Raw genomic sequence first — 11332 nt, 5'->3', positions numbered from 1 at the left:
GGCTACACCACTACAACCAGCACCGCCCACACACCGCTTGCGGCAACCAGCCGCCGTACTCACGGTTAATCAACGTCCCCGATCAGTACACCTAGGGGACGGTGGGGCCACCCCCCCCACCCCGGGCTCCGGCCCGGGCCCTAAGGCGCGACGGCACTCGCGATGATCGCGACGACGACGGTCACGCCGAGCATGGCGCCCAGGACGAGGAGCAGCTTCTTCTGTCCGCCCTGCGGATTCGGTTCGAGCACTGGCATGGGCCCAGTGTCGCACTCACGCCTCGTCCTCGATCCGGCGGTCCCGGCCTGCCAGCACCCCCACCGCCATCTGCGGCACCGTGAGCCCGGCCATCAGGGCGATCGGCAGCCCCCAGCCGCCACTGTGCTGGTAGAGCGTGCCGACCAGCAGCGGCCCGGGGATGGAGATCAGATAGCCGACGCTCTGGGCGAAGGCCGAGAGCTTGACGACGCCGGCGGAGCTGGTCGAACGCATCCCGATCATCGTCAGGGCCAGCGGGAAGGCGCAGTTGGCGATGCCCATCAGCAGCGCCCAGGCCCAGGCGCCGGCGGCCGGTGCCAGCCACAGTCCGGTGTAGCCGGCCAGACCGCAGAGACCGAGCAGCACCGCGAGCGGACCCTGGTGCCGCATCCGGGTCGCGAGCCGCGGCAGGACGAAGGAGAGCGGGACGCCCATCGCCATGGTGATGGCGAGCAGCACCCCCGCGGTACCCGCCGAGATCCCGGCGTCGCGGAAGATCTGCGGCATCCAGCCCATGGTGATGTACGCGCCGGTGGCCTGCAGGCCGAAGTAGACGGCCAGCGCCCAGGCGGTCGGCGACGCGGTGATCCGTATCGGGGCTTCCGGGGGCCGGGCCGCGGTGGCCGCGGCCGGTCCGGCGGCGGCCCGGCGCTGCCGGACCACCACGAGCCAGGGCAGCACGGCGAGCGCGGCAAGTGCCGCCCACACCGCCAGACCGGTCCGCCAACTGCCGCCCAGCGCCTCGGTCATGGGGACGGTGACCGCCGCGGCGAGCGAGGTGCCCAGGGCCAGCGCCATGGAGTAGAGCCCGGTCATCGGGCCGACCCGGCCGGGGAACCAGCTCTTGATGACGACCGGCATCAGGACATTGCTGACCGCGATTCCGGCCAGGGCGAGCGCGCTGGCGGCGAGGAAGCCGCCGGTGCCGCCGGCGTACGGGCGCACCACGACGCCCAGGGCGATCGCGGCCATGCCGGCACAGACGATCGCACCGGGCCCCCAGCGCCTGGCCAGCCGGGGCGCGGCGATACCGAAGGCCGCGAAGCACAGGGCAGGGACGGAGGTCAGCAGGCCGGCCACGGTGCCGCTCATGCCGAGGCCGACGCGGACCTCCTCCAGGAGGGCGCCGAGGCTGGTGATGGCCGGGCGGAGGTTGAGCGCGGCGAGGACGAGACCGGCGATCACGAGGCGCGGCAGCCAGCGGCCGGCCATCCCTGCCGCCGGGGCGGCTTCCCCGGGGGCCGGCTGCGGGTGGTCCGGACCGACGGCCGGGCGGTCGGTGGAGGTCGTACGGGGCCCGGCGGCGGGGCCGAGGGTCGCGAGGTCTTCGTCTGCCATAGACGCCATCATAGAATCATGGGATGAATACCTGTCCAACTGATATCGGTAGCCTCAGCTGTCTTGGGCGGCGCCGGGAACCGACAGGGTCCGGCGGGCGCCGCACCGCCGCCGTCCGTCCGCCCCTTCCCCCCGGAGCGCAGCCATGCCTCTGACCTCGCCCCGCCGGTCCGCGCTGGCGGACCAGGTGATCGCGCAGCTGCGCGCCCAGATCACGTCCGGTGAGTGGCCGGTAGGATCCCGTATCCCGACCGAGCCGGCGCTCGTCGAGCAGCTCGGGGTGGCCCGTAACACCGTCCGGGAGGCCGTCCGGGCGCTCGCCCACAACGGGTTGCTGGACATCCGCCAGGGTTCGGGCACCTACGTGGTGGCCACCAGTGAACTGGCCGGGGTGATGAACCGCCGGTTCGCTGCGGCCGAGCCCCGGCACGTCGCCGAGCTCCGCAGCGCCCTGGAGGCGTCGGCCGCCCGGCTCGCCGCGGAGCGCCGCACCGTACAGGACCTGCGGCAGATCGACACCCTGCTGGAGCGGCGCGAGCGGGCCTGGGAGTCCGGGGCGGCGGAGGCCTTCGTGGAGGCGGACGCGACCTTGCACATGGCGATCGTGTCGGCCTCCCACAACGAGGTGCTGGCCGAGGTCTACGCCGACCTCGGGGGCGTGCTGCGGGACTTCCTGCGGGCCGATGTGGGCGGGGAGCTGCGGCCCGAGGCGCATATGGACCATGCCCGGCTGGTGGAGGCGATCCGCGCGGGCGACGGCGACCGGGCGGCCGCCGAGGCGAGTGCGCACCCCTTCGGCTGCCGGCTCGGCCTTCCGGGGCGAGGCTGAGCCACGGGCCGGTGATCACGAGGCACCGGGAGCGCCAGGAGAACGCCGGGAGGGTGCCGGGAGAGTGCCGCGAGGGTGCCGGGCCGGGAGGGTGCCGGGCAGCTCACCTCACCATGGGCGGCCGGCACCGGTTCCCGGCCGGGAACGCGTACCGCCCGCCCCGGCGGACCGGGACGGGCGGTACGGATGCGCTGCGGGCGTCAGGCGCCCATCATGTGCACACCGCCGTCGACGTGCACGATCTCGCCCGTCGTCCGCGGGAAGAAGTCGGACAGCAGGCCGACGACACCACGGCCGGCCGGCTCCGGGTCGGCCAGGTCCCAGCCGATCGGGGCGCGGTGGTTCCACACGTCCGCCAGCTCCTCGAAGCCGGGGATGGACTTGGCGGCCATCGACTTGATGGGGCCGGCCGAGACCAGGTTGCAGCGGATGCCCTTGGAGCCGAGGTCGCGCGCCAGGTAGCGGTTGGTGCCCTCCAGCGCCGCCTTGGCCACGCCCATCCAGTCGTACTTCGGCCAGGCGATCTGCGCGTCGAAGGTGAGGCCGACGATCGCGCCGCCGTGCTCCATGAGCGGCAGGCAGGCCATCGTCAGCGACTTGTAGGAGTACGCCGAGACCTGGACCGCGGTGCTCACGTCCTCCCAGCTCGCCTCCAGGAAGTTGAAGGCGCCCTGCGGGCCGAAGGCGATGGAGTGCACGATGCCGTCGAGGCGGGCGTCCTCACCCTGGTGCTCACGGATCTTTTCGGCCAGGCCGTCCAGGTGCTCCTGGTTGGTGACGTCCAGCTCGATGACCGGGGCGGGCTTGGGCAGCCGCTTGGCGATCCGCTCCACGAGGGAGAGCCGGCCGAAGCCGGTGAGGATGACCTCGGCGCCCTCGTTCTGGGCGACCTTGGCCGCCTGGAACGCGATCGACGACTCGGTCAGAACACCCGTGACCAGGATGCGCTTGCCTGCAAGGATTCCACTCATGCTGATCAGTGACCCATGCCCAATCCGCCGTCGACAGGAATGACGGCTCCGGTGATGTACGCGGCCTCGTCGGAGGCCAGGAAGCGGACCGAGGCGGCGATCTCCTCGGGCTGCGCATACCGCGCGAGCGGCACCTGCTTGACGATGCTCTCCCGCTGCTCATCGGTGAGCACACGGGTCATGTCGGTGTCGACGAAGCCGGGGGCGACGACGTTGACGGTGATGTTGCGGCTGCCCAGTTCCCGGGCGAGCGAGCGGGCGAAGCCCACCAGGCCGGCCTTGGAGGCGGCGTAGTTCGCCTGGCCCGGCGCGCCCATCAGGCCCACCACGGACGAGATCAGCACGACCCGGCCCTTGCGGGCCCGCAGCATTGCCCGGTTGGCGCGCTTGACCACCCGGAACGTGCCGGTGAGGTTGGTCTCCAGGACCGAGGTGAAGTCCTCCTCGGACATCCGCATCAGCAGCTGGTCACGGGTGACGCCGGCGTTGGCCACCAGCACCTCGACCGGACCCTGCTTCTCCTCGATCTCCTCGTACGCCTGCTCGACCTGCTCGTTGTCCGTGATGTCGCACTTCACGGCCAAAAATCCCGCGGGGGGCTCGCCCGAGCGGTAGGTGATGGCGACCTTGTCGCCTGCCTCGGCGAAGGCACGGGCAATGGCGAGGCCGATGCCGCGGTTACCTCCGGTGACCAGAACCGAGCGGCTCAAGAGATCACCCTTTCCGTTTCTGTCCGTCCTGCGTTCGGTACGAAACTATCGGTCACGGCGCCCTTCCGGGGAATCGAGCACGGACAGGCGCGTGCGCCGGTCACTGTCGGGTCTCCACAGAACCACGACGGAATCGCGCACCGCGGCGACCGTCACCGGCCGTGTCGCACCGGGCCCCCGGCGCCCGCGCCACCCTGGCCGACGCACGGTGCCGCAACCCGATGCGCTCTGGGTTGCCGGCGCATCACAGGGCATGATGCAGGCGCCGACCACGGGAGGACTCCTTGCCTGCACCCCATGCCGTTGACGAAACATTCCTGGCGCTGCCGTTGCGCGCGCTGGCCGATGCCGCGCTGGCCCGCGCCCGCGCACTGGGCGCCGACCATGCGGACTTCCGCCTGGAGCGGATCCGCAGCGCGTCCTGGCGGCTGCGGGACGCCCGTACGTCCGGGACCTCGGACACCACCGACCTGGGGTATGCGGTGCGGGTGGTGCACGGCGGGGCCTGGGGGTTCGCGTCCGGGGTGGATCTGACGATGGACGCGGCGGCGCGGGTGGCCGCGCAGGCGGTGGCGATGGCGAAGCTCTCCGCGAAGGTGATCAGGGCCGCGGGCTCCGACGAGAGGGTCGAGCTGGCGGCGGAGCCCGCGCACCCGGACCGCACCTGGGTCTCCGCGTACGAGATCAACCCCTTCGACGTCCCGGACGCCGACAAGACCGGGCTGCTGGCGGAGTGGAGCGCACGGCTGCTGGCCGCCGAGGGCGTGACCCATGCGGACGCCGCGCTGCTGACCGTCCAGGAGAACAAGTTCTACGCGGACACCGCGGGCACCGGCACCACCCAGCAGCGGGTACGGCTGCATCCACAGCTCACCGCGGTCGCGGTGGACCCGGCGAGCGGCGACTTCGACTCGATGCGCACCCTCGCCCCGCCCGCCGGACGCGGCTGGGAGTACCTGACCGGCGGCCACTACGACTGGGACGGTGAGCTGGCCCGGATCCCGGAGCACCTCGCCGAGAAGATGCGCGCACCGACCGTCGAGGCCGGCGCGTACGACCTGGTGGTGGACCCGTCCAACCTCTGGCTGACGATCCATGAGTCGATCGGGCACGCCACCGAGCTGGACCGGGCACTGGGCTACGAGGCGGCGTACGCGGGGACCTCGTTCGCCACCTTCGACCAGCTCGGGAAGCTGGCGTACGGCTCCGGGATCATGAATGTGACGGGCGACCGGACCGCCGAGCACGGACTCGCGACGATCGGTTACGACGACGAGGGGGTGGCCGCCCAGTCCTGGGACCTGATCAAGGACGGCACCCTGGTCGGCTACCAACTCGACCGCAGGATCGCGAAGTTGACGGGCTTCGCGCGCTCCAACGGGTGCGCGTACGCGGACTCCCCCGGCCATGTGCCGGTCCAGCGGATGGCGAACGTCTCGCTGCAGCCGGCGGCGGACGGACCGTCCACGGAGGAGCTGATCTCCGGGGTGGAACGCGGCATCTATGTCGTCGGCGACCGCTCGTGGTCGATCGATATGCAGCGGTACAACTTCCAGTTCACAGAGCAGAGGGCATACACAATCCGGAACGGACGCCTTTGCGGGCAGGTCCGCGATGTTGCCTACCAGGGAACGACCCCTGATTTCTGGGGTTCCATGGAGGCGGTCGGCGGACCTCAGACCTACGTCCTCGGAGGTGCTTTCAACTGCGGAAAGGCTCAACCTGGCCAGGTCGCCGCAGTATCCCACGGCTGCCCTACAGCACTGTTTCGGAACGTGAACATCCTGAACACTTCGCAGGAGTCAGGCCGTACCTGACAGGCAGCACGCCGGGTCCCGAAGTCTGCACCAGATCGACACGCAAGCACAGTGAACCCCTAGGCCACGTCGTCCCAGTCTTCATCGTCGCCCTCATTGGGAGTCAGATGAGACGGGACGATGAGGTTCCTGAAGGGCTCCAGCTTCAGCCCCAACCGGTTGTGCATGGTTCGGGCACCTCGCTCCATGGCTCTGCGCACGAGGTGTCCGTAGACCAGCTCCGTCGTCCTGGTGGTGCGGTGACCGACCCAAGCCGCGACCTCGAACAGTGGGATGTCGGCGTGGATGGCTTCGGAGACGAAGAAATGCCGGAAGCTCTTCGGTGTGTACCGCGGGGTACCAGCCGCCTTGGCCGCATCCTTAAACTTGGTGAGAAACCAGTCATAGGACGGGTGGCGGTCGTTCAACTTCGGGGATTCGAAGAGCCAGCCCCTTTCACCCCACGTACCGAACGCGTCGATGTGGTCGTTGAAGATCTGATTGATGGACTCGGGAACGGGAGTCTGCCGCGCCTGTTCAAAAGCGCGGTGTTTCGTTCCCCTCTTCACGCCGCGTCGATACCCCGAGATCTCCTGACAGCCGTAGGCCGACACCTGGTGATCCACCGTCAGGATGCTGCGTTCCCAGTTCATCGACGCGTCAGCCAGCGCTAGGGACTCGCCTGGTCGCGTCCCACACCCCGCCATTGCCCAGAAGCCAGCGCGAATGAGCTTGGGGGCTTCCGCGATGATTCCTAGAACCTCCTCCATGGTCGGGATGTCTTCGTCAGTGACGGGCGTGATGTCCTGCGCCGAACTCCGACGCGGGTTCGCCTTCTTGCACGGGTTGCGACCGATGAACTCAGCCGCTACCGCGTAGTTGAAAACAGACGAAAGGACGTTCTTGCGTCCGCGGATTCCGTTACTCGTGTAGCCCCTCTCCTTTTGATCTGCCTCCCATTCCAAAATCGTTGACGGAGTGATACCGGCGATGGACTTGTTTCCGAAGAAGGGCCCATAGTGGTTGACGTAGACGCTCTCATAGTTCCTCTTGGAGGACTCTTCGAGAGTTCCCGCCTCAACCCACTCGTACCAGAGTTCTTCGAACGTCTTCTGGCCCGCCTTGGGATTGATGTACGTTCCCAGGTCCTTCTCCCGCTCGACTTTGACCGCAAAGGCTTCTGCGTCTTCGAGCTTCTTGAAGGACACCTGTCGCGGCTTGCCGGCCCTACCCCCGGGCTCGCGATACGAGACCCTGTACGGCTTGTGAGGGCATGTCGGCTTCCTGCGCCGAGGACACGTGCAGTCTTCCTTCTTGATGGTCGCCACGCTTGTTTACCCTCCAGATGTTGATGGGTTAGCGACTATCAGTGAACCTAGTCACCCTGCATACGAGCGTCAACCCAGTTGTATAGATCGCGAGTTCGGAACCGAACGTGCTTGCCAACCTTCAGGTACGGGATCCCCCATCGCCGGTACGAGTCCATGAGGACTCGCTTGGTCACCCCGAGTTCGGCAGCCGCCTGCTCCGGTGTCATCAGCAGGTTGCTCCCGCCCCTCATAGCCCTCTCCCCCAATCCATGGCCCTTGCCGTTCTTCGTCTTCTTTGGCCTCTTTGTAGAGCTGCTGGCACTCCGCCTGATCGGCGGCGATTCCTGCGGCAAGTTCGGCTGCTGCCGGGCTATGGCCGGAGCCGACGTAGCGCCAGGTGGAATCCGTGACCGTGTTCGTCTCCCTGTTCAGTCCGATGCCGCCGCTTTGGTACTCAGCACGGTCGGCACGCAGCGCCGCGTACGTGGTGGAGTAGCGGCGGGACTTGGTGAGGACGTGTCCCCGGTAGCCGAGCGTGTGAGCCCACGCCCGGAGCCTTAGGCCTTCCAGCTCACCCAGACCGCCGAGTCGCCAGCACATCCCCATGAACGCCCGGGTATGTACATTCACGGCCGCGTACGGGATCTCAGCGGCGGAGGTCAGTCGACGGTCAGAGCCTCCTGCCTCGGACACGGACTTGCCGACGTACTTTGCGACGTAGGCAGCTACCCTGTCGTCGGTCACGGGCGCGTTATCGTCGAACGAGCGGATAGGTGCCACGTCCAGCTCAGCGCCCCATCTGACGGTCTGTTCCCCGACTGCTGGCGAGTACGGAGCCGTCACCATTGCCGTACCGACCGCCTCACGGATAGCCGCCTCCAGCCGTGCGACGGTCGCCCATTCCGGCGGGGTCTCGTCCGGACCGGTTGGGCCGTCCAGGCGGACGACTGCGTGGAAGTGGACCGCCGCCCGTTGCTGGTACTCGGCGACCTTGGCGAAGGAGAGCCGGACATGGTGGCGCAGACGGGACTGAGCGATGCCCACCGAGGTGGCCAGGATGCGCCGGACGCGATCACAGAACCGGTTCCAGAGCGAGCCGGCATGCGCGTGCCAGAGCACGTGTCCTGCGTAGTCGTAGCAGTCAGGACAGAGCGGTTGTCCCAGCAGCGGGTCTGTGGCCGTGTGCACCAAGTGGCAGCCGACCAGGCGCCCGTGCTCGCAGTTACCGCCGTCACGACGAGGCAGACACGGTTTCCCCTCGTCGGTGAGGTGGTGTACCTGCCCGAACGATGGTGCGGTGAGGGTGACGAAGAGTCGCGGATGGTCCCGGACGACCGCCGGAGTGCCCTTGCCGCCGCTCAGGCCGGAGCGGACGAGCTGAAACGTATCGCCCGCGTGCAGACGCGAGCACGGCCCGCAACGTGTCTCTCGCCGGTTGCGGCACCGCACAGCCAGCCGCCCGCCGGGTTCGCCCGCAGTGTCGAAGTGCCGCAGCACCTCCCCTGAAGCCCCATCCCGGACAGTCGTGTGACCGGACAGGTAGATCGGGTGAGCGCAGCCGCCCACGTTGCGGATCTGTTCCAACCAGCGATTGAAGCCGGGGTCAGCCACCAGACGCACCATGTCGCGTTCGGTGGCGGACAGGGAGCGCATGCGCTGATCCAGGGCGAGCGTTTCGCGGCGGGCACCCTCATCAGTGAAGGGATTGCCGACAGTGATCAGGTGACGCATGGAGGGGACCTTTCACGGGCCGCAGCCCGGTTCCGAAGTTCCTTAAAGGCAGAGGGAGTGATCCCGTAGTCGTGGCGGCACGCCTTTGACCAGGGGATTTCATATGGGGCCGTTGCCGGCTGAGCCGGCTGCAGCCGAGCCGGAGGGATCAGCCGCAGCCCGGGGACGGAGCCGCCCGCCCGCATCACGTCGAGGGCTTAGGGGCCTTAGCGAATGCGGAGCGGGCGGTGTGACCTCAGAGCGCCTTGGCGATCAGGTTGACGATCCACGTCACCATGTAGCCCATGGGCGTCAAGGCGAGGTAGAAGCCCATCAGGGCAATGGCGATGGCCTGCCACGCCTTCACCTCGCTCGACCGGACGAGCATCACGACGACGACCGCGAGGAACGTCACCAGCCCATAGATCTGACCCTGCGTCATGCTGCCTTCCCTCCTTCCGCTACAGCCGTTACGAGTGCAGGCATCTGCGGTGTCCGGTGCGCGTTCTCGACAGCGGTAGCCCGCGCCTGTTCCGTCGTGGTCAGTTCCGAGCGGGCACGCATCCAGCGCCCGCCGACCGTGGTCACGGCCACGCCCTTTTCGTCCTCGGTGATCAACTGGGCCACCGCGACGGCGTCAGGAGACAGATCACCCAGCGCCATTTCCGCTGTCGCGGAGTCATTCACGCGGTGTGCGATCCGGCCCGAGAGCTGCGCCCGCAGCGCCGTCACGCCGGGCCCGAGCTCTGCGCCTACTCGCTGGCCCGCCACGATCAGGTGGAGTCCGAGGCCCGCCCCAAGCTGTGCGAGGCGGAGCAGCATGGTGGAGCACTGCGCCGCTTCGTCACGGGAGACGCGGGAGCCGTCCGACAGGTACAACTCCGCGATCTCGTCCACCAGGACCACCACAGGCGAGGGCCGCTCTGTCTCGGGCAGTTCCCACACCGAGCGCACGCCCGCCGCGCGGCAGGCGGCCATCCGGCTTTCGATCTCTGCCACCAGGGCACCCAGCAGCCCGACAGCTTCGGCTCGGGTGCAGGCGAGCGCCGACAGACGCGGCTCGAACAGTCCCAGTTCCATGCCGCCCTTGCAGTCGATGCCGACCAGGGCGACCGGCTGAGAGGCGAGACGGGATACCCAGGCTGCCAACAGCGTGGACTTTCCCGAACGGGTAGCGCCGACCACGAGCCAGTGGGGAATTCGGCGAAGGTTCAGTTCCCAGGCGCCGCCATCCTCGATCTGGCCGACCCGAGCAGCCAGCAGGGGAAGCGCGGGCCGGGGCGCCGCCTCAGTCTTTCCCTTCAGCGAGTCCGCGGCCGTGACAGTCACGATCAACTCCCCGCGTCGAGGCCAGGTGACCCGTACGCGCTGCACCCGCCACGCATGCTCCAGGGCCTCCGTCGCTACCAGGAACGGGCGCGGAGTCTGCCCGGGGTGCAGGCGGACGCGTACCACCAGACCGGTACGGGTGACCCGAGGCATTCCCAGGCGCGGCGCCACAGGCTTCAGCGCGGTTCCCCTGACCGCCAGGTCACCCACGACCGCCCGTGTGGGCTTGCGGGTGATGGACAGGTCGTTGATCTGACAGACCTGCTTCCAGCGCCACCGCATCCGGAGCGCCGTGGCCGGGAACCCGACCAGGTACCAGCGGAGTGGAAGCGAACGCCAGTTGAAGCCGTTCTTCAGCAACCACGGCTCCCACCACCGTTGGGTGAGCACGCCGAGGATCAGCGCGGCCGAGGCCAGCCACACCACCAGCGACCACACCATTACGTCTCCTCCTTTCGTTCGTCATCGAGATGGACCAGCACCCGCCGCGCGTGGAAGGCCGCCAACTCGCCGTTGCGTTCGGCGAGTTGCAGCAGCCACGCCACGGTGTCCAGGTCCGTCATCACGTCCAGCAGCGAGGCCACGCCGCCCAGCACCTTCAGGTGCACGGTCAGCCGTTTGGCGTCGCGAACGTCCACATCACGCATGGCCATCAGGACTCACCCCCGGGCGCCTTGCCCCTAGCCGGCCCCGGGTTGCCGGCGGCCCCACCAGGAGGACCGGCCGGAGTGATCCCGGAGGCACGGAACGAAACGCCGTGCCGATCGCCGATCGCCCAGGCCGTTGCCACCAGGTCCGCCACCTGCACCGGGACGCCCTCCGCGACGCCACGCGGCTCCACCGGAACGGAAATCTCGATCACGTCGGCGCGTCGCCGATCCTTCTGCCGGACCGAGATGCCGACCGTGTAGATCGTGTTGCCGTCCCGGTCCTTGCGGACTTCGCCGGTGTCCGGGTTCACGCGAGGCTCCGGCGGCACAACGCACATGCACGTACCGAGTCGCCCCACATCGATGGGCATTTGCTGCATGAGTTGTCTCCTCTTTCATCGGGACGGCTGCACGCTTCTCGTCTGCGTGCC

Annotated in this window: 12 protein-coding genes and 1 pseudogene; 2 read left to right on the top strand and 11 right to left on the bottom strand. The window is 68.6% G+C overall.

Going from position 1 to position 11332, the window contains the following annotated elements; translation table 11 throughout:
- Positions 1 to 140: 140 nt before the first annotated feature.
- Both AB0C46_RS28060 and AB0C46_RS28055 read right to left on the bottom strand, forming a co-directional pair.
- Positions 141 to 257: an SGM_5486 family transporter-associated protein gene (locus AB0C46_RS28060; protein ID WP_268831690.1), complete on the bottom strand. Its 117-nt coding sequence runs from the start codon at positions 255 to 257 to the stop codon at positions 141 to 143.
- A gap of 16 nt (positions 258 to 273) precedes the next feature.
- The gene (locus AB0C46_RS28055; RefSeq protein ID WP_362831136.1) at positions 274 to 1596 is read right to left on the bottom strand and encodes an MFS transporter; all 1323 of its coding nucleotides are present in this window, start codon (positions 1594 to 1596) and stop codon (positions 274 to 276) included.
- Positions 1597 to 1741: 145 nt separating this feature from the next.
- Here AB0C46_RS28055 and AB0C46_RS28050 point away from each other — a divergent pair, with 145 nt between their 5' ends.
- Positions 1742 to 2425 carry a FadR/GntR family transcriptional regulator gene (locus tag AB0C46_RS28050; RefSeq protein ID WP_362831134.1) on the top strand — a complete coding sequence of 228 codons (684 nt, stop codon included), beginning with the start codon at positions 1742 to 1744 and terminating at the stop codon, positions 2423 to 2425.
- 200 nt (positions 2426 to 2625) lie between these two features.
- On the opposite strand, the gene fabI is transcribed toward AB0C46_RS28050, so the two are convergent.
- Entirely contained in the window at positions 2626 to 3396 is a 771-nt protein-coding gene (gene fabI, locus AB0C46_RS28045; RefSeq protein ID WP_362831133.1) for an enoyl-ACP reductase FabI, read from the bottom strand.
- 5 nt (positions 3397 to 3401) lie between these two features.
- Positions 3402 to 4106 carry a 3-oxoacyl-[acyl-carrier-protein] reductase gene (gene fabG, locus AB0C46_RS28040; protein WP_362831132.1) on the bottom strand — a complete coding sequence of 235 codons (705 nt, stop codon included), beginning with the start codon at positions 4104 to 4106 and terminating at the stop codon, positions 3402 to 3404.
- A 284-nt stretch (positions 4107 to 4390) separates the two neighbouring features.
- Between fabG and AB0C46_RS28035 the strand changes: the two genes are divergently transcribed.
- Complete coding sequence (locus tag AB0C46_RS28035) at positions 4391 to 5923, top strand: TldD/PmbA family protein (protein WP_362831131.1); 1533 nt, start codon at positions 4391 to 4393, stop codon at positions 5921 to 5923.
- A gap of 59 nt (positions 5924 to 5982) precedes the next feature.
- On the opposite strand, the gene AB0C46_RS28030 is transcribed toward AB0C46_RS28035, so the two are convergent.
- From AB0C46_RS28030 to AB0C46_RS28000, 7 genes and pseudogenes are all read right to left on the bottom strand, one after another.
- A complete protein-coding gene (locus tag AB0C46_RS28030) occupies positions 5983 to 7230 on the bottom strand; it encodes a tyrosine-type recombinase/integrase (RefSeq protein ID WP_362831130.1) in 1248 nt (415 codons plus the stop codon).
- 47 nt (positions 7231 to 7277) lie between these two features.
- Complete coding sequence (locus AB0C46_RS28025; RefSeq protein ID WP_362831129.1) at positions 7278 to 7388, bottom strand: hypothetical protein; 111 nt, start codon at positions 7386 to 7388, stop codon at positions 7278 to 7280.
- Between the two features lie 172 nt (positions 7389 to 7560).
- Positions 7561 to 8835 (bottom strand): annotated as a pseudogene (locus AB0C46_RS28020) (replication initiator); the annotation flags it as partial.
- Positions 8836 to 9178: 343 nt separating this feature from the next.
- Positions 9179 to 9364 (bottom strand): hypothetical protein, encoded by a 186-nt coding sequence (locus AB0C46_RS28015; protein ID WP_362831128.1) that lies wholly within the window; start codon positions 9362 to 9364, stop codon positions 9179 to 9181.
- Complete coding sequence (locus tag AB0C46_RS28010) at positions 9361 to 10692, bottom strand: FtsK/SpoIIIE domain-containing protein (protein ID WP_362831127.1); 1332 nt, start codon at positions 10690 to 10692, stop codon at positions 9361 to 9363. The genes AB0C46_RS28015 and AB0C46_RS28010 overlap by 4 nt, the downstream gene beginning before the upstream one ends.
- Entirely contained in the window at positions 10692 to 10904 is a 213-nt protein-coding gene (locus tag AB0C46_RS28005) for a hypothetical protein (RefSeq protein WP_362831125.1), read from the bottom strand. The genes AB0C46_RS28010 and AB0C46_RS28005 overlap by 1 nt, the downstream gene beginning before the upstream one ends.
- On the bottom strand, positions 10904 to 11212 hold the full coding sequence (locus tag AB0C46_RS28000; RefSeq protein ID WP_362831123.1) for a hypothetical protein: 309 nt from the start codon (positions 11210 to 11212) through the stop codon (positions 10904 to 10906). Before AB0C46_RS28000 ends, AB0C46_RS28005 begins: the two co-directional genes overlap by 1 nt.
- Positions 11213 to 11332 lie beyond the last annotated feature (120 nt).

This window comes from Streptomyces sp. NPDC048637 (genome assembly GCF_040650675.1).
In the GTDB taxonomy this organism is placed as follows: Bacteria; Actinomycetota; Actinomycetes; order Streptomycetales; family Streptomycetaceae; genus Streptomyces.
The sequence above is the reverse complement of the archived record's forward strand: the minus strand, read 5'-3'. Positions and strand labels throughout refer to the sequence as shown.

Coding starts and splice junctions, on each gene's coding strand:
- AB0C46_RS28025 (WP_362831129.1), bottom strand. CDS start 7,388: ATGGACTCGTACCGGCGATGGGGGATCCCGTACCTGAAGGTTGGCAAG.
- AB0C46_RS28005 (WP_362831125.1), bottom strand. CDS start 10,904: ATGGCCATGCGTGATGTGGACGTTCGCGACGCCAAACGGCTGACCGTG.
- AB0C46_RS28050 (WP_362831134.1), top strand. CDS start 1,742: ATGCCTCTGACCTCGCCCCGCCGGTCCGCGCTGGCGGACCAGGTGATC.
- AB0C46_RS28010 (WP_362831127.1), bottom strand. CDS start 10,692: ATGGTGTGGTCGCTGGTGGTGTGGCTGGCCTCGGCCGCGCTGATCCTC.
- fabI (WP_362831133.1), bottom strand. CDS start 3,396: ATGAGTGGAATCCTTGCAGGCAAGCGCATCCTGGTCACGGGTGTTCTG.
- AB0C46_RS28015 (WP_362831128.1), bottom strand. CDS start 9,364: ATGACGCAGGGTCAGATCTATGGGCTGGTGACGTTCCTCGCGGTCGTC.
- AB0C46_RS28060 (WP_268831690.1), bottom strand. CDS start 257: ATGCCAGTGCTCGAACCGAATCCGCAGGGCGGACAGAAGAAGCTGCTC.
- AB0C46_RS28055 (WP_362831136.1), bottom strand. CDS start 1,596: ATGGCAGACGAAGACCTCGCGACCCTCGGCCCCGCCGCCGGGCCCCGT.